The organism is Xanthomonas dyei, from assembly GCF_002939865.1.
GTDB classification, from domain to species: domain Bacteria; phylum Pseudomonadota; class Gammaproteobacteria; order Xanthomonadales; family Xanthomonadaceae; genus Xanthomonas; species Xanthomonas dyei.
In genome coordinates this window covers 1-22,721 of sequence record NZ_MDEE01000018.1, presented here as the reverse complement: position 1 = coordinate 22,721, position 22,721 = coordinate 1, and the positions used below count along the sequence as shown (strand labels likewise).

At 62.9% G+C, this 22,721-nt stretch carries 14 protein-coding genes and 1 other RNA gene; 12 read left to right on the top strand and 3 right to left on the bottom strand.

Features of this window, described 5'->3' with window-relative positions:
• The first annotated feature begins 40 nt into the window (after positions 1–40).
• Positions 41–111: non-coding RNA, sX9 sRNA (locus XdyCFBP7245_RS13065), on the top strand.
• Here XdyCFBP7245_RS13065 and XdyCFBP7245_RS13060 read toward each other — a convergent pair.
• Both XdyCFBP7245_RS13060 and XdyCFBP7245_RS13055 read right to left on the bottom strand, forming a co-directional pair.
• Positions 106–528 carry a hypothetical protein gene (locus XdyCFBP7245_RS13060; protein WP_104616034.1) on the bottom strand — a complete coding sequence of 141 codons (423 nt, stop codon included), beginning with the start codon at positions 526–528 and terminating at the stop codon, positions 106–108. The two genes, XdyCFBP7245_RS13065 and XdyCFBP7245_RS13060, sit on opposite strands and share 6 nt — an antisense overlap.
• Positions 525–3,872: an nSTAND1 domain-containing NTPase gene (locus XdyCFBP7245_RS13055; RefSeq protein WP_104616033.1), complete on the bottom strand. Its 3,348-nt coding sequence runs from the start codon at positions 3,870–3,872 to the stop codon at positions 525–527. The genes XdyCFBP7245_RS13060 and XdyCFBP7245_RS13055 overlap by 4 nt, the downstream gene beginning before the upstream one ends.
• Before the next feature lie 317 nt (positions 3,873–4,189).
• Between XdyCFBP7245_RS13055 and fabV the strand changes: the two genes are divergently transcribed.
• Both fabV and XdyCFBP7245_RS13045 read left to right on the top strand, forming a co-directional pair.
• Positions 4,190–5,398, top strand: a complete 1,209-nt coding sequence (gene fabV, locus XdyCFBP7245_RS13050; RefSeq protein ID WP_104616032.1) for an enoyl-ACP reductase FabV — start codon at positions 4,190–4,192, stop codon at positions 5,396–5,398.
• 422 nt (positions 5,399–5,820) lie between these two features.
• Positions 5,821–6,120 (top strand): hypothetical protein, encoded by a 300-nt coding sequence (locus XdyCFBP7245_RS13045; RefSeq protein ID WP_104616031.1) that lies wholly within the window; start codon positions 5,821–5,823, stop codon positions 6,118–6,120.
• A gap of 164 nt (positions 6,121–6,284) precedes the next feature.
• On the opposite strand, the gene XdyCFBP7245_RS13040 is transcribed toward XdyCFBP7245_RS13045, so the two are convergent.
• On the bottom strand, positions 6,285–7,307 hold the full coding sequence (locus XdyCFBP7245_RS13040) for a sugar kinase (protein ID WP_104616030.1): 1,023 nt from the start codon (positions 7,305–7,307) through the stop codon (positions 6,285–6,287).
• 285 nt (positions 7,308–7,592) lie between these two features.
• On the opposite strand from XdyCFBP7245_RS13040, the gene XdyCFBP7245_RS13035 reads away from it, so the two are divergent.
• The 9 genes from XdyCFBP7245_RS13035 (at position 7,593) to XdyCFBP7245_RS12990 (ending at position 22,658) form a co-directional block, all read left to right on the top strand.
• Positions 7,593–10,373, top strand: a complete 2,781-nt coding sequence (locus XdyCFBP7245_RS13035) for a TonB-dependent receptor (RefSeq protein ID WP_104616029.1) — start codon at positions 7,593–7,595, stop codon at positions 10,371–10,373.
• A 184-nt stretch (positions 10,374–10,557) separates the two neighbouring features.
• Positions 10,558–13,758: a TonB-dependent receptor gene (locus XdyCFBP7245_RS13030; protein WP_104616028.1), complete on the top strand. Its 3,201-nt coding sequence runs from the start codon at positions 10,558–10,560 to the stop codon at positions 13,756–13,758.
• A gap of 13 nt (positions 13,759–13,771) precedes the next feature.
• Positions 13,772–14,749 (top strand): pectinesterase family protein, encoded by a 978-nt coding sequence (locus tag XdyCFBP7245_RS13025; RefSeq protein ID WP_104616027.1) that lies wholly within the window; start codon positions 13,772–13,774, stop codon positions 14,747–14,749.
• Positions 14,749–15,777, top strand: a complete 1,029-nt coding sequence (gene pelA, locus XdyCFBP7245_RS13020; protein WP_104616026.1) for a pectate lyase — start codon at positions 14,749–14,751, stop codon at positions 15,775–15,777. Before XdyCFBP7245_RS13025 ends, pelA begins: the two co-directional genes overlap by 1 nt.
• Positions 15,778–15,963: 186 nt before the next feature.
• A complete protein-coding gene (locus tag XdyCFBP7245_RS13015) occupies positions 15,964–19,830 on the top strand; it encodes a LamG-like jellyroll fold domain-containing protein (RefSeq protein ID WP_104616025.1) in 3,867 nt (1,288 codons plus the stop codon).
• A gap of 186 nt (positions 19,831–20,016) precedes the next feature.
• Positions 20,017–20,226 (top strand): hypothetical protein, encoded by a 210-nt coding sequence (locus XdyCFBP7245_RS13010; RefSeq protein WP_170068635.1) that lies wholly within the window; start codon positions 20,017–20,019, stop codon positions 20,224–20,226.
• 60 nt (positions 20,227–20,286) lie between these two features.
• Entirely contained in the window at positions 20,287–20,538 is a 252-nt protein-coding gene (locus tag XdyCFBP7245_RS13005; protein ID WP_104616024.1) for a hypothetical protein, read from the top strand.
• A gap of 40 nt (positions 20,539–20,578) precedes the next feature.
• The gene (locus tag XdyCFBP7245_RS13000; protein WP_104616023.1) at positions 20,579–21,484 is read left to right on the top strand and encodes a hypothetical protein; all 906 of its coding nucleotides are present in this window, start codon (positions 20,579–20,581) and stop codon (positions 21,482–21,484) included.
• Positions 21,485–21,965: 481 nt separating this feature from the next.
• On the top strand, positions 21,966–22,658 hold the full coding sequence (locus XdyCFBP7245_RS12990; RefSeq protein ID WP_104616021.1) for an AbiU2 domain-containing protein: 693 nt from the start codon (positions 21,966–21,968) through the stop codon (positions 22,656–22,658).
• Positions 22,659–22,721: the final 63 nt, after the last annotated feature.

The window sequence follows — 22,721 nt, the reverse complement described above, 5'->3', positions numbered from 1 at the left end:
CCAGACGCGCGCGGCCGGTACTCAGAATCGGGCACGTACCACGCTCTCGAATGCCGGTCCCTGTGCGCCGTCCACACCCGCCTGGCAGCCGCTTGCTAGGTCTTGTTAGCCGTTTTCATCGACGGGCGGACGTTCCTGCGGGTTGATCTTTGGATCGTTACCGACCTGGGGATCGCAACTGAACCAGACTTTATTTCCTTTCTTGTCCTTGCGGGTTGGGTCTTCAACGATGAGGGTCAGAAAGATCAGTGTGGGGACGCTATTGGCGTTGATGACCTCGACGCTGCGGCCGCCAGCGGCAATCACGGGTTCACTGATCTGTTTGAACGCGTCGGTCGTCAGCAGACTCTTGATCTTGAAATGCTTCGGAACAACGGTTTCATCGAAGTGATACGTCAACGTGGATATGCCGTCGTCCTTGTCGACAATCAGCAGATCCGGAGCAAAACTGTAGAAATATTCGCCAGCGCCCGTATTCCCGCCGAATCCCACACGTGCAACCGTGAGCTTGATGCTGAAGTCCGTCATGACTTGTCCTGTTCCTTGAGAGGCGGGGCATAGAAAGAGACAAACCCCGGGTGGCGGTAGCCCGCTTGGTACAGCCATCCGAGCTGTTGCGTAACAGCAGTGCGCTGGCCCAGATGCACTTGGGCGCGAATCCAGGGGTCGAGCAGGTTCTTGTCACGGCTGTTGCCGATGTCCTTGCCAAACAGCGTCACCGCGCGCTGCCATGCCACACGGGCGCCATTGTCATCGCCCGCTGCTGCGCGTTGTTCGCCCTGCCAGACCAGTGCAAGTGCCAACGTCGAGATGGCTGACAGGTCGTCCGGCTTGGCGCGATGCAGTGCCTCCACGCGCGCCACGATCTGATCCAGGCTGCCAGCATGCGCGGCCTGTATGTGGTGCAAGCGCAGCGCGATGATGGCATCCAGCAATTCCCAGTCGGGCAGCGGCTGCGCCTGCAGCAGCAGGCTGGCCATGATGTGACGCGCCTGACCCAATTGCTGCCTGGCCTGCGCGGACTGCCCGTCCAATGCGGCGATCCAGCCAGCCTGCGTATAGGCATGCCCCAGATCGCTGCGCCAGGTCTGATTGTCCGGCTGCAAGGCCACCAGCGGCTGCAGGATGCGTACGCTGTCCTGCGCGTCGCGCTGCGCCTGGGTCAGATGACCCTGCACCAACGCCAGATTGGAGACGCGGATCAACGACACCGCCAGGCGACGCTGCCAGGCCTGCGCCTGCGGGTCGCTGTCCACCAGCACGCGCAGCATTGCGATCTGTTCGCGATATCCCTGCTCTGCAGGCGCCAGCAAGCCCTGGTTCTCCTGCGCCAGGCTCAGCCCGGACAAGCTGTCGATCAATTCATAACGCAGCGATGTGTTGCCCGGGGTGCGCGTCACCAGCTCCCGCTTGAGCGCGATGTCGCGCGCAAAAAATCCGATCGCCGTTGCGACATCGCCCTGCGCGTTGGCCAGCATGCCGAGATTGTTGAGCGCGTACGACAGTTCCAGCTGCCAGTGAGGATCGGCCGGTACGCGGCGCACCAACCACTCGCTCGCGGCCAGATATTGCGACCAATGGGTATGCGCCAGCGCGAACTGCTTTTTGCGATAGGCCATATTCCCCAGCCAATACGCCGCCTGGCCGGTTTCCGCATGTGCATCCAGCATGTCGGGTGCGCGCAGGCGTGCCTGCTCGGCGGTGGCGGCCGCACGCGTAAACGCCGCCTGCGCTTCGTCCAGCTTGCCCTGATTCATCAGCACTTCGCCGGTGGTGCGCAGGGCGCGGGCGTGGTTGATCAGATCGCCCGGTTGCATGCTGGCGTTAGGCAGATCTTCCAGATAGCGCAGCGAGCGGCTGCCCACGCTGTCGAGCAGCTTGAGATTGCCCACCGTGCGCAACTGCTCGGCCAGATCGCCCAGCATGTAGCTCACCAGTTGCTGGGCCTGATCGCGGCGCTCTTCTGCCACTTGCTGGGCCTGGCGCGCCTGCCAACCGAGCAGCAGCGATGCGCTGGCCAGCACCACCAACAAGGTGGCGGCTGTCGCATACAGGCCGCGGCGGCGTTGCTGCGAGCGCTCGCAGGCATGCAGGAACGCCACATCCACCGCATCCAGATCCTGCGGCATGCGCCGCGCGGCTTCGCGCGCTTCGCTCAACGGGCGCCCGCTGTTGAGCAGGTGATCGGTGCGCCGGCCCTCGCTTGCCCAACGCTGCGCGGCCAGCTGCAGGCGCTTGCGTGCCTGCAGCAATCGGCGGTTTTCGTGGATCCACTCGGCCGCGCGTGGCCATTGCCGCAGCAAGGCTTCGTGGGCTACCGCGAACCCCGGCTCGCCGGCCACAAGTTCGCTGACGAACAGTCGCGCATGCACGAAGGCATCGACCAGCGCATGCGCCGCACCGTCGGCCGGCAATGCCGACCAGGGTGCACGGCGTGCGGTCACCGCAGCGCTGTCGGGGTGGATGACGCTCAGCTGTGTCAGCACCTCGCCCAGTGCTGCCTGCGCGGCGGCCGGCAACGCACGAAAGGTCGCTTCGGCGTGATGCGCCAATGCGCCTTCCAGTCCACCCAAGGCGCGATACGCCGCAAACGTCAGCAAGCCATCCTCGCTGCGCTGCGCGTGCTGCGCGTGCAGCGCATGCAACAAATGCTGCAACAACGGCAACGCATCGGGCTGGCGCGCGGTGGCGTCGCGCAATACATCGTCCAGGCGGCTGACGCTGTCGTGCTCTTCTTCGAAGCGCAGCCCGGCCATCGCTGCCGGCACGCGAATGATCTGGCCGATCTCGCCATCGCGCGGCGGCAGCAGATCCACATGCCCGTCGCCGCGTTTGAGGTCGACGATGTCCGGCAAGGCATCGATCAGCCGCGGATAAAAGTCGCTGCGGGTCAGCAGTAACACCGCCACATGCGCGCTGTTGCACAGTGCCTGCAATACAGCGGCCAGCGCGCTGCGGTCGGCATCGGTGATGCCGGGCGTGGCCACCATGGCTTCGGCATGGTCGATCACCAGCAGCAGATGCCGTTGGGTCTGCGCGCTATCGCGTACCGGGGCGCTGTACCGTAGCGCTTCGCCGATTGCGGCATGCAGCGGGGCAGGGTGTTGCAGCCACTCGGCAAGCCGTGCCAGTTGCGCGGGCGAGAACACCGCACGCTCGGCGATTGACCACGCGCCGAGTGCGCGCGCGAGCGTGTCGTGCACATCGCCGCCGCGGCATTGCGCCAGGTTGCAGTACGTCACCGCCACCGCTTCCAGCCCATCCAGCCCGCCGGCGTGCGACAGCAACGGCACCACGCCGGCCCGCAACAACGAGGTCTTGCCGCAGCCGCTGGCCCCGCTTACCAGCACCAGCCCGCGCTGGCTGTGCAGCTGCGCGCGCAACGCCGCAACAACTTGTGCAATTGCGTGGCTGCGGCCGAAAAACACCTCTGCGTGCGTCGGGTCGAACGCCTGCAGGCCCACGTACGGGCTGCCCTGCGCCCACGACCCGGTGCCGATCACCGCGCCGCGATACTCCTGCGGAAACACCACCTTGGGCAGCAACCGATAGCCGCGTTTGCGGATGGTTTCGATAAAGCGCGGCTGGCGGCTGTCGTCGCCCAGCTTGCGGCGCAGCTGCGCGATGGTCTTGTGCACCGGGTTATCGCCGTAAAAGCTGCCGTGCCACACCTCGATCAGCAGCTGCTCGGCGCTGATCACTTCGCCGGCGCGCTCGGCCAGTGCGATCAGCACTTCCATCATGCGCGGTTCCAGCGTGATGGTCTGGCCGTCGCCGATCAGCGTCAGCCGTTCCGGTTCCACCAGCAGCGGGCCCAGGCGGAACCGCGGAACGGAGCTCAGCTGCGTGACGCGCTCGCTACGAAGAGACATCGTTCGGATACCGGTCGTACAACTGGAAGGGGCCTGGACAATCGCCAACAGACACGGCACGGCAGCACCTGAAAATAGCACAGCTGTTGCGGCAGCAATGGCCCGATGTCGCGCTTCCCACACGGCTGCGCGTGCGCGCAAGGCGGCGTGTTGGAGCGTGGCGCGATGGTGGGAAGTGGGGCGATGCGCGTGCCGGCCGGTTGCCGCGCGCGGGGTGCGCTGCCTTCCATACAGCAGCGTGTGTTGCGCATCAGGCTGTTTCGCATGCGGTGCACCGATTAAGATGCCGCCAGCATCTTGCTGACCAGGAGTCCACGTTGATCATCCATCCCAAAGTGCGCGGCTTCATCTGCACCACCACGCATCCGCTTGGCTGCGAGCGCAATGTGCTCGAGCAGATCGCCGCAACGCGCACGCGCGGCGTGCGCAACGACGGCCCGAAGAAAGTCTTGGTGATCGGCGCGTCCAGCGGCTACGGCCTGGCCTCGCGCATCACTGCCGCGTTCGGGTTTGGCGCGGACACGCTGGGCGTGTTCTTCGAAAAACCCGGCACCGCCACCAAGGCCGGCACCGCCGGCTGGTACAACTCGGCGGCCTTCGACAAACACGCCAAGGCCGCGGGCCTGTACAGCAAGTCGATCAATGGCGATGCGTTTTCGGATGCGGCGCGCGAAAAAGTGATCGAACTGATCAAGACCGAGATGGGCGGCAGCGTCGATCTGGTGGTGTATTCGCTGGCCTCGCCGGTGCGCAAGCTGCCGGGCAGCGGCGAAGTGAAGCGCTCGGCGCTCAAGCCGATCGGCAACACCTACACCGCCACCGCCATCGACACCAACAAGGACGCCATCATCCAGGCCTCGATCGAGCCGGCGACCGAGCAGGAGATCGACGACACCATCACCGTGATGGGTGGGCAGGATTGGGAGCTGTGGATCGACGCGCTGGAAGGCGCCGGCGTGCTCGCCGATGGCGCACGCAGCGTGGCCTTCAGCTATATCGGCACCGAAATCACCTGGCCGATCTACTGGCACGGCGCGCTCGGCAAGGCCAAGGTCGACCTGGACCACACCGCGCAACGCTTGAACGCGCGCCTGGCCGCCCGCGGCGGCAGCGCCAATGTGGCGGTGCTCAAGTCGGTGGTGACCCAGGCCAGCGCGGCGATTCCGGTGATGCCGCTGTATATCTCCATGGTCTACAAGATCATGAAGGAAAAGGACTTGCACGAAGGCACCATCGACCAGCTCGACCGCCTGTTCCGCGAACGCCTGTACCGCGAAGATGGCCAGCCGGCCGAGCTGGATGACGAAAACCGCCTGCGCCTGGACGACTGGGAACTGCGCGACGACGTGCAGGACGCCTGCAAGGCGCTATGGCCGCAGGTCACCACCGAGAACCTGTTCGCGCTCACCGACTACGCCGGCTACAAGCACGAGTTCCTCAAGCTGTTCGGCTTCGAGCGCCACGACGTGGATTACGACGCCGATGTGGCGACGGACGTGAGCTTCGATTGCATCGAGCTGGGGTGAATCGGGAATCGGGAATCGCGAGAGCGGTAGCTGCGCGCTTGGAATTCCCGGTCTGTTGCCTTTGAAAACGGCCTGCAGGTCATGCCGGCCGTTTTACGCGGGGCCGGCCGTGGTGGTGCGCGGCCCTGCGGCGGGATGTGCTATCGCCGCGCATTGATGCGGCGCGCTGCCGCGGTGTTGCGGCGCGGCTCCCGGCGACTGATTCGACGCGCTCGGTGACGCCTTCATTGCCAACCCGGTGGATGGCGCAACGTCGAGCCACCGTCTCCTCATCCGCCCTTCGGGCAGCGTGTTCCAGCTTCTCCCGAGCCAGCAGGGAAAGAATCAGTCCGCGTGTTGCTCATCGCTTCCAGAGACACGCAGCATTGCTTCAGTGATACCGCCACCACTCCCGAACGATCACTCCCTAATCCCGGCACCCAATGGACAAACTCATCGCCCATCTCGTCCTGGCGTTTGTCGTCAGTGTCGTCTGCGCCGTGCTGTTGCGCTTTAGTCGGTTGCACAGCGCGCTGAAAGCCGTCATCAATCTTCTGATCACCATAGTCGCGGTGTGCGTCGTAGTGATGCAGGACGGCTCCGCGCCTCCCTGGCAGAACGCACTGCCGATCGCGGCGTTTTTCAGCGTTCCGGCATCGGTGTGTGTGGTGGTGGTGAGCGCCGCCATGGCATGGCTCGCGAACAAGCGCCGCGCACGCGCTAGGCGTGTGGCACCGATCTGAAGTGGAGCGGGGAACAGATGCAGCTGGCGGCCTCATGGTCGCCCAGCAGTTTCGTTAGTCGCTGCTGGTCGGTTCGCACCGCGGCGCGCTTCATGCGCTGCAGCGTTTCAACCGATGAGGCGACCAGCTTCAGCTCTTACGATTCCCCATTCCCCACTCCCGATTCACCGCTTCACATCGAACCGCGCATCGCCCACACAGGCCTGCACATCGGCCACCGAGAGCGGATTGAAATCGCCGGGAATCGAGTGCTTCAAACAACCGGCAGCCAGGCCGAAGCGCACCGTGTCGTCCAACGACCAGCCTGCGATCAGGCCGTGCAGCACGCCGGCGGCAAACGCATCGCCACCGCCGATGCGGTCGATGATGGGGGTGAGTTCTTCGCTGGGCGCGCGGGCCACTGCGCCCTCGCGCGGCACCAGCATCGCGCCCAGGCTGTGGTGGTCCACGTTATGCGCGATGCGCTGCGTGCAGGCCATCAACTGCAGCTGCGGGAATGCGGCAAACGCCTGCTGCGCGGCTGCTTCCACGCGCGCTTCCAGCGTGTCCTGCGGGAACTCGCCACCGAGCACCACACCGATATCGCGGTAGTCGGCAAACACCACATCGGCGCAGTCGAACAGCTGACGCAGGATGCCGCGCGCATCGCCCTGCCAGCGCTGCCATAACTTGGGCCGGTAGTTGCCGTCGAACGACACCTTGACCCCGGCCGCACGCGCGGCGCGCGCTGCCGCCAGTGTGGCCTGCGCCACCTCGGCGCCCAGCGCCGGGCTCACCCCGGACAGATGCAGCCATTGCGCACCCTCAAGCAGGGCCGGCCAGTCGTAGGCATCGGCGGACGCCAGCGCAAACGCCGAATCGGCGCGGTCGTAGACCACTTCGCTGGGGCGATGGATCGCGCCGGTGGTCAAAAAGTACAGGCCCATGCGGCCGTCCACCCGCCGCACATGGCGGGTATCGACCTCGTGCCGGCGCAGCTCGCCGAGTACCGCGGCGCCCAGCGGGTTGTCGGCCACGGTGCTGACCATGGCCACGTCGTGGCCGAAATGCGCCAGCGACACGCCGACGTTGGCTTCTGCACCACCGCAATGCACGTCCAGTCGCGGCTGCTGCAACAGCAGCTCATGACCAGGCGCCCCCAGACGCAGCAACAACTCTCCAAAACACAGGATGCGGGCTCGACTCATGCGGCAGTACCTCGGCTGTGTGGTGCGTCACGGGGCGGGGGACCGGTGGCGCGTTACGATGACCATCGGTGTCATTCTAGCCTTCCCGCAAGAGCGCCGACGAGCCCCACTATGCGACACGGCGTGACGGCTTGTGCCCCATTTAGGCGAATTCACTGCCCATTTCTGCTGCGCTGCAAGATGTTGAACGACGATTCAGCTGATAACGTCGTTTTGACCAGCGGTGTCATTGCCGCTCACACCCCCGCATTTCACATTGTTCATGGACCCTTGGGAGGGGAGGACATGCAATTTCGGACCACCAACCGGAAGACACCGGTTACCTTGCTGGCGTTATCGATCGGCCTGGCGCTGAGCGGCCACCTGGCAGCACAAGAAACCACCCAAGCGCCTGCAGAACCGGCCGTGGACCTGGACACCGTCACGGTGACCGGCTATCGCGCCTCGGTGGAAAAAGCCCTGGACATCAAGCGCGGCGAAGCCGGCGTGGTCGATGCGATTGTCGCTGAAGACATCGGCAAGTTCCCCGACCTCAACCTGGCCGAGTCGCTGCAGCGCATCCCCGGCGTGGTGATCACCCGTGAGGCCGGCGAAGGCCGCGCCATTTCGGTGCGTGGTCTGGGCCCGGAGTTCACCCGCGTGCGCATCAACGGCATGGAAGCGCTCACCACCGTGGGCGCCGGCGACCAGAGCGGTGGCACCAACCGCGGCCGCGGCTTCGACTTCAACGTGTTCGCCTCGGATCTGTTCTCGCAGCTGATCGCGCGCAAGACCGCCTCGGCCGACGTGGAAGAAGGCTCGTTGGGCGCCACCGTCGACCTGCGCACCGCGCGTCCGTTCGACTACAACGGCTTCACCTTCGCTGCCAGCACCCAGGCCGCTTACAACGCGATGGCCGAAAAGGCCAACCCGCGGGTGGCCGGCTTGATCGCCAATACCTGGGCCGACAACACCTTCGGCGCCTTGCTGTCGGTGGCCTACACCGAGCGCGAAGTGCTGGAAGAAGGTTCCAACACCGGCCGCTGGGCCAATGGCCCCAGCAACGGCGGTTTCAGCGCCACCTCGCCGTTCGCCGCCGCGCGCTCGGCCGATGTCTACCACCCGCGTTTCCCGCGCTACACCCAGCAGATCCACGACCAGCAGCGCCTGGGCATCACCGGCTCGCTGCAGTGGAAGCCGTCCGATCGCACCACGCTGTCGCTGGACATGCTGTATTCCAAGATCGACGCCAAGCGCGACGAGCACTACATCGAAGCGATCTCCTTCAGCCGCAACCGCGACGGGCTCACCCCGCGTCGTGCAGTGCGCGACGGCAAGCCGGCCACCATCGTGCGCAACGGCGAGATCCGCAACAACGCCTTGGTCTACGGCGAATTCGACAACGTCGACATCCGTACCGAAAACCGCCACGACGAGTGGAACACCGAGTTCAAGCAGATCAGCTTCGACATGGAGCATCGTTTCAACGATGCCTTCAGTGTCAATGCCCGGGTGGGGACCTCGCGCTCTGCGCACGAGAACCCGATCCAGACCACCATCATCATGGACAAGTACGACGTCGACGGGTACAGCTACGACTACCGCGGCAACAACCGCGCGCCGGTGCTGAACTACGGGATCGACCCGACCAATCCCAATGGCTGGGAGCTGGCCGAAATCCGTTTGCGCCCGCAGTCGGTGGATAACGACTTCGACACCGGGCAGATCGACTTCAACTGGAACATCAGCCCCGGCTTCCGCCTCAAGGGCGGCGTGCTGGCCAAGAACTACACCTTCAGCACCGTCGAACTGCGCCGCGCCAACGAGCTGTCGGTGCCCAACTTCGCCAACGGCACCACCATCGTGCCGGCAGACCTGACCGAACAGGCCGGGCTCAAGGGCATCAACGGCAGCCCCAATGCCTGGGTCGTGCCCAACCTGGATGCGGTGGCCGATCAGTTCGGCATCTACAGTAACAGCGGCACCTTTGCAGTGGCCCCGCGCGTCAACAACAGCCGCAGCGTCGAAGAAAAAGACCGCGGCGTGTGGTTGATGGGCGAGTTCTCCACCGATCTGGGCTCCATCCCGCTGTCGGGTAACTTCGGCGTGCGTTACGTGCGTACCGAGCAGGAGTCCACTGGCTATGCGTTGATCAACAACGCACCGGCGCTGACCACCGTGGGCCGCAAATACAACAACACGCTGCCCTCGTTCAACCTGGTTGCCGAGCTGATGCCCGACCTGCTGCTGCGCCTGGGTGCGGCCAAGGTCATGAGCCGTCCCGGCCTGGGCAGCCTCACCCCCGGCGTCACCGTGGCGGTGGCCGGCGGCTCGCGCACCGTGGCCGGCGGCAACCCGGATCTGGACCCGATCGAAGCCACCAACGTCGACCTCGGCCTGGAGTGGTACTTCAACGAAGGCGCCATGGTCGGTGTCGGCCTGTTCTACAAGGACATCGAAAGCTTCATCCAGACCGCGCGCGAAGTGCGCCCGTACTCCAGCAGCGGCCTGCCGGCCGAATTGCTGGCCGGCACCGGCGCCACCGTCAACGACGACTTCGCCTTCAGCATCCCGCTCAATACCCCGGGCGGCGAATTGAAGGGCGTGGAAGCCAACTACACCCAGCCCTTCACCTTCCTGCCGGGCAAGTGGGCCAACCTGGGCGTGCAGCTCAACTACACCTGGGTCGATTCGCAGATCCAGTACCTGGCCAGCAGCGGCGCGCCGGTGATGAAGAACGATCTGCTCGGGCTGTCGCGCTCGTCGTGGAATGCCACCTTGTTCTACGAAGGCGAATCCTTCGCAGGGCGCGTGTCGGCCACCAACCGCGACGACTACCTGACCCAGGCACCGGGTTCGGAAGCCGGCTTCAACGTCGATGGCGTGCACGGCATGACCGGCACCACCATGATCGACGCCTCGCTGCGCTACAAGATCAGCAAGCAGCTGGAGTTGAGCCTGGAAGGCATCAATCTCACCAACGAAGCCTCCGACGAGTGGGTGTCCTCGCCGCGCACCGGCCAGTTGCCGCTGCAATACGGTGAAACCGGTCGCCAGTTCCTGCTCGGCGCCCGCTACAAGTTCTAAAAGCGTGTCCGCCCGCTGCGCACACGCGCAGCGGGCCTGATTCCAACGCCTGATCGCGATGACGTCTTGCGCCCGGTTTTTCGGGCGCGCATGCAACGCGGTGGGCGGGATGTTTCGTGCGACGCCGATGGCCTTGGGGGGCTGAGCGCGTCTTTGCAGCCAGTGCCAGGGAGAGAGCCGCATCATGCAAGCCCGTTCGTGTCGTCCTGCCCACGCGGCAGGCGCCCGCCTGTCCGTCGCGCGTCTGTCGGTGGCCATTGTGCTGGCCTTGCACGGTGTCGGCGCTGCCGCGCAAACCGTCGGTTCGCCCACCACGCCCACCGATCCGGTGGATCTGGACCGTGTGCAGGTCAAGGCCAGCTATCGCGAAAGCCTGCAGCAATCGCTGGACGCCAAGCGTTACAGCGTGGAGCAGGTGGATGCGATCTATGCCGAAGACATCGGCAAGTTTCCCGATCTGAATCTGGCCGAATCGATGCAGCGCATCGCCGGCGTCTCCATCGACCGCGAAGGCGGTGAGGGCAAGCAGATTTCCGTGCGCGGCCTGGGCTCGGATTTCACCCGCGTGCGCATCAACGGGCTGGAAGCGCTGGCCACCGCCGGCAGCGGCAGCGATGGCGTCAACCGCAGCCGTGGTTTCGACTTCAATACCTTTGCCTCCGAGTTGTTCAGCCGCGTCACCATCAGCAAGACCCAGTCGGCGCAGATGGACGAAGGCTCATTGGGTGCCACCGTCGATTTGCGTGGCTCGCGCCCGTTCGACTTCGACGGCTTTGAGGCCGCTGCGTCCACGCAATACGGCTACAACGATCTCTCGCGCGAAAAAGACCCGCGCTTCTCCGGCCTGATCAGCAACATCTGGGCCGATGGTCGCGTCGGCGCGTTGATGTCGGTGTCCTACAGCGAGCGCCATCTGCGCGAAGAAGGCTACAACCCGGTGCGCTGGGAGCACGGCAACTACCGCAACTCCAACCAGAGCACCGCCACCAACAACGGCACCTACGGGTTCTGCTCGCCAGTGGGCTACAACCCGCAAACCCCGCGCAACCCGTTGTCGAATGAAACGCGCGCCGGCGTGGGCTCGCAGGCCAACCAGGACCGCAACAACGGCTGGGGCAGCTACGGCATCAGTGCCACCAGCTGCGGCACCGGCATCGCGCGCCCGGCCAATACGCCCGAAAACATCCAGGCTTACGAAACGGCCACCGATGCGTGGATTCCGCGTTACCCGCGCTATATCCGCACCGATCAGGAGATCAAGCGGCTCGGTGTTACTGGCGCACTGCAATTCAAATTCAGCGACGACACGCTGCTCAATGTCGACCTGCTGTACTCCAAGTTGGACAAGGACCAGCGCGAAGATTCGGTTGGCGCCAACCTGCACCGCACTGCCAACTTCGGCGGCAAGACCCAGATTGCGGTGCGCGAAGCGCAGGTGGACGAGCAGAACCGCCTCACCTACGGCGTGTTCGACAACGTCGATTTCCGCACCGAATCCAGCACCATCGAAGAATCCACCGAGTTCAAGCAGGTCAACCTGGACCTGGCGCACCGCTTCAACGACCAGGTGCGCCTCAACGCATTGGTGGGCCACTCGACCTCCGATTACGAGCGCCCGGTGTTTTCGCTGGTCAGCTTCGACAACACCAACCTCGACGGCTTCGTGCTCGACCGGCGTAACGGCGGCGACTACCCCAGCATGACGTTCCCGTTCGATGCGGGCAATACCAACAACTGGCAATGGCTGGGCTACGGCGCGGTGCCGGTCAACAGCAACGGCACCGCGCGCGGCACCAACATCAGCGAAGTGCGGCTCAACCCGCAGTCGGTCAGCAACACCTTCGACACCGCCAAGCTGGATCTGGAATTCAACATCAATTCCACCTTCACCTTTCGCACCGGGCTTGCCTACAAGAACTACGACATGGACACGTCGGAGTCGCGGCACATCTCCTACGGCCGCCTGGCGCAGGCGTTGCCCGCAGGTGTGGGTGTCAACGAGCTGAGCACCAATCTGGATGGCTTCGGCCGCAGCTTGAACGGCAATTTTCCCACCACCTGGGTGATTCCGGATTTCCAGAAAGTCGCCGACCTGCTCAACATCAATTGCAACTGCGATACCGGCGTGCCCGGTGGCGATTACCGCCTGGCCGATGTCGGCCATTTCGGCTCGTCCAACAACAATTTCGCGGTCAACGAAAAGAGCCTGGGCACCTATCTGCAGCTGGATTTCAATACCGACCTGTGGGGTCGCGCGCTGCGCGGCAACCTGGGCGTGCGCTACGTGCAGACGCAGATCGCCGCCAGTGGCTATGCACCGTGCACGGCCACCGCCTCCGGCGCCATCTCGCCCAACTGCGAGTCGTTCTTCGGCGTGGCCAGCGCCACCGCCAACCCCGGCGAGCGCCTGCTGGTGCCCACCACCGTCAATCACAACTACCGCGATGTGTTGCCCTCGTTGAACCTGTCATGGGACGTCAGCGATGAGGTGGTGCTGCGCTTGTGTGCGGCCAAGACCATGGCACGCCCCACGCTGGCCTACCTGTCGCCCAGCGTCAGCGGCGGCCCCACCCAGTTCTTCGACGACGGGCGCTTTTTCTCGATCAATCTGGGCAATCCCAAGCTCGACCCGTTCCGCTCCACCAACTACGACCTCAGCGCCGAATGGTATTTTCGCGAAGGCTCGCTGCTGTCGGCGGCGGTGTTCTACAAGGACATCCAGAGTTACGTGCAGCGCACCCGCGTGCTCACCACCTGGGAAGCGATGGGCTACTCGCTGGATCTGCTGCCCGCAGGCTTCACCCCGGACACCATCTTCAATGTGCAGAGCTACTTCAACACGCCCGGCGGCCCGCTCAAGGGCTTCGAGCTGACGTATCAGCAGGCCTTCGATTTCCTGCCCGGCTTCTGGCGCAACTTCGGCGTGCAGCTCAACTACACCCAGGTCGATTCCAAGATCAATTACCTGTTCAGCACGGCCGGCAACAGCAATACCAGCATCACCACCACCACCACCGAGCGCGACCTGCTCAATCTCTCGCCGCACTCCTACAACGCCACTGTCTATTACGACGACGGCCGCTTCAGTGCGCGCGTATCCACCAGTTATCGCGATGGCTACATCAACAACATCCTCGCCCAGGAGGACGTCTACGACCTGGACGGCAAGCGTCTGGTCACCGCCGATGTCACCGGCAAATACAGCGTTGAAAACGTCGATTTCAACATGTCCTACAAGCTCAACGATCACCTGTCGCTGACCTTCGAGGCGATCAACCTGCTCGACACCCCCGACCGTCGCTACGTCGATTCCACGCTGGAACTGCCGGACAAATACACCGTCACCGGACGCCAGTACTACGTCGGCGCGCGCTACAAGTTCTAACAGGAGCACAGCAATGCAATTGCATCGCAGGATCGTGTTACGCAACCTCGCCGCCACCGCCATGCTGGCGGGGCTGTCGCTCTGCAGCACGCTGGCCCTGGCCGCCGACCCGGTCTACACCGTGGCCAAGCAGGGCAGCGCCGGCTACCGCACCGTACAGGCCGCCATCGACGCCGCCGTACAGGGCGGCAAACGCGCGCAGATCAACATCGGCGCCGGCACCTACCAGGAACTGATCGTAGTGCCGTCCAACGCACCGGCGCTCAAGCTCATCGGCGCCGGCCCCACCCAGACCATCATCACTTACGACAACTACGCCTCGCGCATCAATCCGGCCACCGGCACCGAATACGGCACCTCCGGCTCGTCCAGCGTCATCATCGCCGGCAACGACTTCACCGCCGAAAAACTCGCCTTGGGCAATCACGCAGGCCCGGTGGGGCAGGCAGTGGCGGTACGTGTGGATGGCGATCGCGCTGCGTTCCGCAACGTGCGCTTCCTCGGTTACCAGGACACGCTGTACCTGCGCGGCGCCAAGCTGTCGTACTTTTTGGATTGCTATGTGGAAGGCACGGTGGACTTCGTGTTCGGCGCCGGCACCGCGCTGTTCGAAAACGTGCAACTGCATTCGCTGGGCGATGGCTATCTCACTGCCGCCTCCACCCCGCAGGAAAGCGCGCGCGGCTTCGTGTTCCGCAATGCCCGCGTCACCGCGGCCAGCGGTGTCTCGCGCGTGCACTTGGGGCGCCCGTGGCGGCCGTATGCCAGCGTCAGCTTCATCAGCAGCCAGCTGGGCGCACACATCCTGCCCGAAGGCTGGAACAACTGGGGCAACACCGCCAACGAGGCCACTGCCCGCTACAGCGAATACCAGAGCAGCGGCAACGGCGCCAACCCGTCGCGCCGCGTGAAGTGGTCGCGCCAGCTCACCGCTGCGCAGGCCGCCGCGCTGGACCGCAACACCATCCTGGGCAGCTGGAGGCCGTTCTGATGATGCGCTTATCGACACTCGCATTCACCACCGCGTTGCTGCTGGCCCCGCTGTCGGCCATGGCCGACAAGATCGCCGACAACATGTTGCTGCTGCAGACCGCGTCTGGTGGCTGGTCCAAGCAGTACAAGGGCGTCGCGGTGGATTACACGCGCACCTTTACCGCCGCCGAGATCGCCGAGTTGCAACAGCCCGGGCGCAAGGACGACGCCACCATCGACAACAAGGCGACCACGTCCGAAATCACGTACCTGTCCACCGCCTTCAAGAACGAAAAGAACGCCAAGTACATCGCTGCCGCACGCCGTGGCGTGGATTACCTGCTCAAGGCGCAGTACGCCAACGGCGGCTGGCCGCAGTTCTACCCGGACTTGTCGTCCTACCACCATCAGATCACCTACAACGACGATGCGATGGTGCGCGTGCTCAACCTGCTGCAGGACATCGGCGAGGGCAAGGGCGACACCGGCGCGCAACTGCGCGGCAGCCACTGCGCACGCGCAGTGCAGGCAGTGGCCAAGGGCCTGGAATGCGTGCTCGCCACCCAGGTCAAGATCGGCAGCACGCTCACCGTGTGGGGCGCGCAGTACGACGAGGTCACGCTCAAGCCGGCCAAGGCGCGCGCTTACGAACTGGCCTCGTTGTCGTCCAGCGAGTCGGTGAGCATCGTGCGGTTTCTGATGCGCCAGCCCAACCCGTCGGCCAAGATCAAGACCGCCGTGCAATCGGCCGGTGTCTGGTTCGACACCCACCGCATGCGCGATCTGGCCACCAAGAAAATCGACGACCCCACCCAGGAAACCGGCAAGGACGTGATTCTGGTCGCGCAACCCGGTGCCTCGTTATGGTCACGCTTCTACGACCTGCAGAATCAACGCCCGTTGTATGCCAACCGCGACGGCAAGGCCTTGACCGACTACATGCAGGTGCCCAACGAACGCCGCGTGGGCTATGCCTGGCATGGCACCTGGCCGGACAAGTTGTTGAAGGACGAGATTCCCAAGTGGAAGGCCGCAAACGGGCTGTAGTGGACGCAGCGATCGCACCACCGCACGCGGCGCAGGCTGGCGCGCGCAGCACGCAGGCACGGCATGTACTCTCGTACGTGCCGGCCCGCGTGCTCGCCGCCAAGCATGCGCCGCGTGCCGCGTTGCGGTGGCATGCTGCAGTGTCTGTCGCCCATGCGGTGCGGCAGTGGTTTTGAAACAGACGAGGTGCGTGTGCTGAAGGTTTGGATGGGTGTGTTGTGTCTGATCGCGCTGCCGGCAAGTGCGGCCACCCCCACGGCTCCGGAGTTGCTGTTCCGGGTCTCGGCCGATCGCAGCCTGGAGGCCGATGTGGCCCGCGGCGATCGCGTCCCCAACTTCCGCGACAAGATCACGCTGGTGCCCACCGGCAAACGCGGCAATGCCATCGAATGGGCCGACGACGGCGTGCTGTCGTGGAATGCGCCCGGCAACCTGTACACCCAGCGCGGCACGCTCGGCTTTTTCTGGCGTGCACGTTACCCGGTCGGCGAAGCGCCGTTCGTGATCTTCCGCGTCGGCTACGCCGACCACACCAGCTGGGACATGGCCTGGCTGCGCATCGACTGGAACGGCCACGGCTTCGATGCCTTCGTCACCGATGCCAACCTCGCGCGCACCCGCGTCTCCTTCAAGCTGGATAAAGCCCCCAGCGCCAGCGCGTGGACCCATATCGCCTTTGCCTGGGACGAAACCCGTGGCGTGCGCCTGTACGTGGACGGCAAAGAGGCTGCACGCGTGGACTGCGGTGCACCCTGCACCAACGGGGGCGCGCTCGATTACGATGCCGCACTCGACCAGTTCGGCCTCGCCGGCCGCGTGATGTCGCCGCATCAGGTGCAAAGCCGCTACAACTTTTTGCGCGGCAGCGATTTCGACGAGATCCGCATCTACGACCGCATGCTCGACGCCAACGGTGCCGCCGCACTGGCGCGCCTGCAAGAGCCCAGCACCGCCGAGCCACCCACCCAGGCCGCGCAGAGCGCTGCTTTTCTGCACCGCTTCGGTTGGGACAACGGCCACGCACCGCCCGTACTGGACGCACCGGTCACCAGCATCCGCAAGGTGGAATTCACCGACGCGCGCGACCTCAAGCAATGGATGTGGAAGGCCACCGACGGCATCGCCGAAACCACCTGGCCCGGCGTCTACAACCGCTCGCGTCTGCCGGGGCGCAACGACTATTTCCAACTGCCCGATTGGAACACCTACGTCGAAGGCGGCAAGGCGCTGGACCTCACCCTGCCGGACGAGCCGGTCAACCGCATCGAGCTGCGCGGCGCCGCCTACGGCCAGGCCACCTATGCCGCGCCCAACTCGCCAGCGCAGCCGCTGTTCGAGCGCAAGCAAGGCGTGGTGCGCAGCGTGGACCAGTTCGCGCCACGCCGTGGCGGCACGCTGCGCTTTGCCAACACCGCGCAGGAAACCCCCATCCAGGAAATCTGGGCCTACAACGTGCAACCGGGCGAGGTGCCCAAAGGCAGCGCGCAACTCAGCTACACCGTGCGCAGCGATATCCAGCCCGACTACGACAACCTCGCCCCGCTGCGTGACTATATTGCCGGCCGCTACCCGCTAAACGAGCGCCAGACCGTTATCGCGCTGCCCACCAAGGCACCGGCCCGCAAGCGCCCCAGCGACAAGACCGTTGCAGGCGCGCAGCACCCCATCGTGCACATCCTGGTGCCCTCCAGCCTGGGCGACCCGCCGCCAGACCAGGCGCTGATGCGCAGCTGGTCGTACGGCTGGGAAAACATGCACGACGGCCTGGACGGCATCGCCATCACCCTGCCGGCGCTGAACCTGCCGGCCACCCACAACGGCAGCATCCCGCTCAACATCCGCATCAAGGACCCCATCTGGCCCGCACGCGACATGATCGATGTCTCGGTCGCGGTCACCCCCGGCCAGCCGCGCACGCTGTGGCTGGACCTGCGCGACCGCATCTTGAGCAACGACAGCCTGATGCTCAGCATCGCCGCCGCCGCGCCCGGCTTCGATGCCAACGCACTCGACGGTACCCAGTTGCAGCTGGTGTTCAAACCACGCGCCGAGGCCATCACCGAGCACGTCGCCGACCGCTTCAACCAGGTCAAGGACAACTGGGGCTTTTTGGTCGAAGAACACACCACCTCCAAGCGCCAACTGCTCTACAAGCGGCTGGACGCCGACATCACCGACCTGCTGCGCGTGGACCCGGACAACGCCCTCGGCCGCGAATACTGGAACGACATCAGCTACGCCAACCAGGGCACGCTGCCTGTCGAGATGCCTGCAGTGCCCAAGGGCGTGCCCGCCTGGGCGTTCTGGCAGCTGCAAGACCTCAGCGCCACGCGTCGCTACATCCGCTGGTGGATCGACCAGCGCCAGGTGGCCTACGGCGATTTCGGCGGCGGCATCTCCGACGATTCGGACCTGGTGCAGCAATGGCCCGGCGTCGCCCTGATGGGCGTGGACCCTGACATCCTCAACGCCTCCATGCTGGCGCTGTCCGATGCCAACTACCGCGACGGCATGTTCACCAACGGCCTGTCCACCATCGAAACCGACGAGCTGCATTCCTACGAGGAGGGCATCAACCTCAACAGCGCCCTGCTGTATCTCAACTGGGGCGACCCGCGTACCGTCGAGCGCCTGATGGAAACGGTGAAAGCCTTCGACACCATCATCCAGGTCAACCCGCAAGGCCACCTGTTGTTCGCCAGCAACTGGTTCGGCGGCCGCAAGGTCTACCGCGAGCCCAACTGGCAATGGCAAAAGCCGTATTCCTTCCCCATCGTGCACCCGGCCATCATCCTGGGCGGCTTTAATGCCGACCCCAACAGCCGCCGCATCGTCACCGGCCTGGCAGACGGCTATCTCGCCCATGCCTACACCAACGCCAAGGGCAACTGGGCACTGCCCAACGAGATCAACTGGCAAACCGGCAAAACCCGCGGCGGCGAACTGTTCGAAGGCAGCGGCGGCGCCGACACCTTGCATACCTTCTGGGCCGCCTACCGCTTCACCGGCGACGCGCGTTATCTCAAGCCGATTAACTACCGCGTCGCCAACAGCGGCCCCAATGGCCTCTCCCTGCTCAACGAAAACTTCCTCGACGTCATGGGCAAGCGCAGCGACTGGAGCGGCAAGCTGGTTGATGCCGCAAACAAAGACGATGGCAGCGCCCCGGACTTCCCGCACTTTGTTGCCTGGGAGCAAACCGGTAATCTCGATTATCTCGCCGCCATTTACCGCAGCGAGGCCAGAGAGAAACTGCAGAACTTCTACATGAACACCGAAGGCCACTGGTGGAGCGACCGCGTGGAATCCCCCACGGTCAACCTGCAACGCGCCCGCCTGGGCGGCGTCGCCCTCAAGCGCAATCAAACCTATCCCGGCCACACCGTCAGCTGGCGCTTTGCCGATCCAGAAGCCGCCACCCAAGTGGCCATCGCCATCCCCGCACCCCGGCAAGACCGCTTCACCGTCATCGCCTACAACACCTCCAGTAAACCTCAGCGCGCCAGCATGACCGGCTGGAACGTCGCCCCAGGCCAATGGCGTATCACCCAGGGCGTGGACCGCGATGGCGACGGCAAGCTCGACAGCCCAGCCAAAACGCGGGAAGTGGCCTTCGAAAAAAGCACCTCCATCGACATCGACTTCCCCGCAGGCCGCACCACCATCCTGCAGCTCGAACGCATCGCAGCCACCACCCCGGTCGAACTACGCCCGGACCTGGGCATTGGGCATGGCGATGTGCGCGTGACCGCAGACGCCATCGAAGTGACCGTACATAGCCTCGGCCATGCCGACGCACCGGCCGGGTTTGTGGTACTGGAGGATGGGCGTGGGAAGGAGCTGGCAAGAGCCGCCTTCCCGGCGCTCGCCGCACCACGCGATCTGCAGCCAATCACCACCCAGGTACGCCTGCCGCTGCCCAACTCCGCAAACCTAAAAACCGCACAACTACGCGTCATCACCAATGGCAACGTCGCAGAGATTACCGGCCTCAACAATACGCTGCCGCTGCCAATCCCAACCACCGCACCAACGACAAAAAACAGCCCATAACCAACTCACCAATCCCTTCTCCCGCACGCGGGAGAAGGTGCCCGAAGGGCGGATGAGGGCAAAGCCGATAAAGCCAACGACCACTCGCGCAAGCGCATTGACGCAACCCAAAAACTCGGCGAGGATCAAAACACGCAGCATGTAATGCAGCCGCAAAGCCACACATTTCTTCAGGGGGAAGAAACAATGTTGAGCAAGGCATGGAGCATCGTGGCACTGACTGTGGCCGCACTCGGTTTGTTTGCCCCAGCAGCGCAAGCGCACGTCAGGGCCGCCGGTGCGCACCACACCGCCAGTCACGGCGGTCACTACAGCGCAGGCCACGGCGCCTCGCACAAGGGTGGCAGCTACCGCAGCACAAGTACCAGCAACCACTATCGGCATCACAAGTCCTAGCAGGCCTCAAGCCAGCGCCACTCGGAAGTGCTGCGTAATGCAAGAACTAGGATGCGAAGAATGCGCTATCAAAAACTCCTGAAGCTGCTCGCCGGCCTTGCCGGCGTCATGCTCGCGGCGACAGGCGCCTTGCTAGTGGCGCTGGTTGCAGCAGGCCAGGTACGTGAAGGACAGACGGGCGCATTGATCAGCGGAATTGGATTTCTGGTAATGGCCACTCACTGCCTACCAACTCATTCGAGCCGACGTCGCTCAGAAAAGCGGCTTAATTCCAGCGTTAGGGCGCATGCCTGCCCCGATCGCAACTTGTGAGATAGAGTTGACCTAGACTGAACTTCCACAGGGGGAACAAATGCAAGCCACGTACTATCAGTACTACTTCACGAAAGGAAACGGTCAGAAAAAGTATTGGGCAGATCTGCGGCCATTCCTTCAGAAGTACTGCTCATGGAAGACGCCCGTTTTCAAATCCAAGTTTGAGCATGCGGGAGAGCGCCTCTATCTAATTCATACAGTTGGCGACCAGTACTTGTTCTTGCACACGTTAGACAAGGAGATCATCAAGAAGATCGACTCAAAAAATCTAACACTAGGCGATCTAAAGACTTACCTCGCTGGAGACTCGGCCGGCTTCGCGTCATATCTCAATTTCCGCGAAGATTTCTTTGGAATTGCTTGCAAAATCCTTTCTCCGCGCGGCGCAACCTTTTCAAGTTACATAAACCAAGTAAGTGAGTCCCTGAAGCTTCCTTACAAGTTCCACACCGTTGCGCTAACCCATCAGATGCAGCGAAAAGACATTTCCAAGTTAAGTCGTGTCGGGAAAATTACCGTGGAACTACAAAGAGACAATCAACTTCACGAGGACCTGGTTGAGTTCATAAGCGGCAAGACCGGACAGAACTATGCAGAGGTAGGCCCTATCGAGATAACGATCAGGCCAGAAAAAAGACTCGGTAATATAAAAGCCATACTGCAGGGTGTCTCATCACAAATCGGACAGAAAGGCGTGACCGATTTTGAAGCCCGCGCTGTCACTGCTATCGCAGACAAGGTCATAGACGTCTATCTCGTTGGAGAAGGAGCGGTTCGCCACCCAATAAGTGGCGACACTGACGCTAAGATCCAAAGAGATTTCGACAAGCAGATGAACAAAAACGCGCTTCTTCAAGAGAAGCTGAAGGAAATGAGGTCAAACGCCAATGTACAGAAAGCTACGTTTGCTGACCTTGATAATCCTACTAAGCCACGGGCTTAGTTATTGGATCACGTTTCTTTTACCTAATGGCGTTGCAGAAACCATCAACGCCGTCCCTGGGCGCATTGAGTCACTAGCTGCTCTCCTTGCTAGCTTCGCTTTCACTATGCTCGGGTTCCTGGCAGCGGTGCTTGCTTTGTTCGGAATCATGTCAGGGTCATCGCTACTCGCTCGGTACAAAAAACACGGGCACTTAGCAACCCTGCTGCTAGTGATCGGCATAACAATGGTAGAGCTTGTTCTGACATTTGCATCCTCTATATCTCTGTACTTTCAACCACTCACAGACAGCTACGCTCGATTCTTAGCTTGGCTCATCACGACAAATTTTGTGATGCTGCTACTGAGCACGTTGCCTGTCGTTATGCTCGTCAAAGGCACGCTAGACAGCATCAACGATGAGTAGCCATGCGGCCTAACAGTTCATTCAAGCCGATTTTTCTTTGAAACTTTGCTTAATTCCAGAGTTAGGACGCACTGTATGACATCAACGGCATCCATGGAAGAAGTGCATACCAGCTACGTGACGTTGATGGGGGGTGAGCTTGGCTTGGCATTCGCCACTCTCCACCGCAAACTGATCGAACTACACATAGTTTGGCAGCAGTATCGACAGCTGTTCGGATCTGACGCAGAGACAGTGGCACTGCTTAACCGGACAGCCGGACTTTTCTTCAAGATAGTTCAAGACGAGATTTGGGACAGCGTTCTACTTGGCATATCCCGGCTTACTGATCCACCTGAGACTCGTGGCAAGAAGAACTTGACCATCAACTCTTTGCTACCTCTAATTGACGATGCCACATTAAAAAAAGAGTTGGAAGAACTTTGCAAAGCTGCACTCGATCAATCGAAATTCGCAAGAGATCATCGAAACAAACGCATTGCTCACCAAGACCACGCATACGCCACTGATAGAGCAGCAAACCCACTTGACGGCATCAGCCGTGAGCGTGTCGAGTCCATGCTCGCCGATCTTGGCAAGATCATGAACCGTCTAAACCTGCACTTTAGAAACTGCACTACGATCTATGAAGGCTTCGTTGATGATAGCGGCGCAAGAGTGCTTATTTCAAAGTTGCGCAGATTTGAGCGATTCAAAGATGAATCGGGTTCGCCGAACAGTTCTTTCAAGCCGAAGCCCCTTAGGGAAGGTCTGAATAACGATGCCTGAGAGTGCGGAATGTCCGCATCGTTCCGGAGAGTCTCGTTTGGATCTTCGGAGTTTCGCCATTTC

Bases quoted from the DNA above. Each gene is read 5' to 3' on its own strand.
- XdyCFBP7245_RS13060 (WP_104616034.1), bottom strand. From the start codon at position 528: ATGACGGACTTCAGCATCAAGCTCACGGTTGCACGTGTGGGATTCGGC.
- XdyCFBP7245_RS13055 (WP_104616033.1), bottom strand. From the start codon at position 3,872: ATGTCTCTTCGTAGCGAGCGCGTCACGCAGCTGAGCTCCGTTCCGCGG.
- XdyCFBP7245_RS13045 (WP_104616031.1), top strand. From the start codon at position 5,821: ATGGACAAACTCATCGCCCATCTCGTCCTGGCGTTTGTCGTCAGTGTC.
- XdyCFBP7245_RS13040 (WP_104616030.1), bottom strand. From the start codon at position 7,307: ATGAGTCGAGCCCGCATCCTGTGTTTTGGAGAGTTGTTGCTGCGTCTG.
- XdyCFBP7245_RS13035 (WP_104616029.1), top strand. From the start codon at position 7,593: ATGCAATTTCGGACCACCAACCGGAAGACACCGGTTACCTTGCTGGCG.
- XdyCFBP7245_RS13030 (WP_104616028.1), top strand. From the start codon at position 10,558: ATGCAAGCCCGTTCGTGTCGTCCTGCCCACGCGGCAGGCGCCCGCCTG.
- XdyCFBP7245_RS13025 (WP_104616027.1), top strand. From the start codon at position 13,772: ATGCAATTGCATCGCAGGATCGTGTTACGCAACCTCGCCGCCACCGCC.
- pelA (WP_104616026.1), top strand. From the start codon at position 14,749: ATGATGCGCTTATCGACACTCGCATTCACCACCGCGTTGCTGCTGGCC.
- XdyCFBP7245_RS13010 (WP_170068635.1), top strand. From the start codon at position 20,017: ATGTTGAGCAAGGCATGGAGCATCGTGGCACTGACTGTGGCCGCACTC.
- XdyCFBP7245_RS13005 (WP_104616024.1), top strand. From the start codon at position 20,287: ATGCGCTATCAAAAACTCCTGAAGCTGCTCGCCGGCCTTGCCGGCGTC.
- XdyCFBP7245_RS13000 (WP_104616023.1), top strand. From the start codon at position 20,579: ATGCAAGCCACGTACTATCAGTACTACTTCACGAAAGGAAACGGTCAG.
- XdyCFBP7245_RS12990 (WP_104616021.1), top strand. From the start codon at position 21,966: ATGACATCAACGGCATCCATGGAAGAAGTGCATACCAGCTACGTGACG.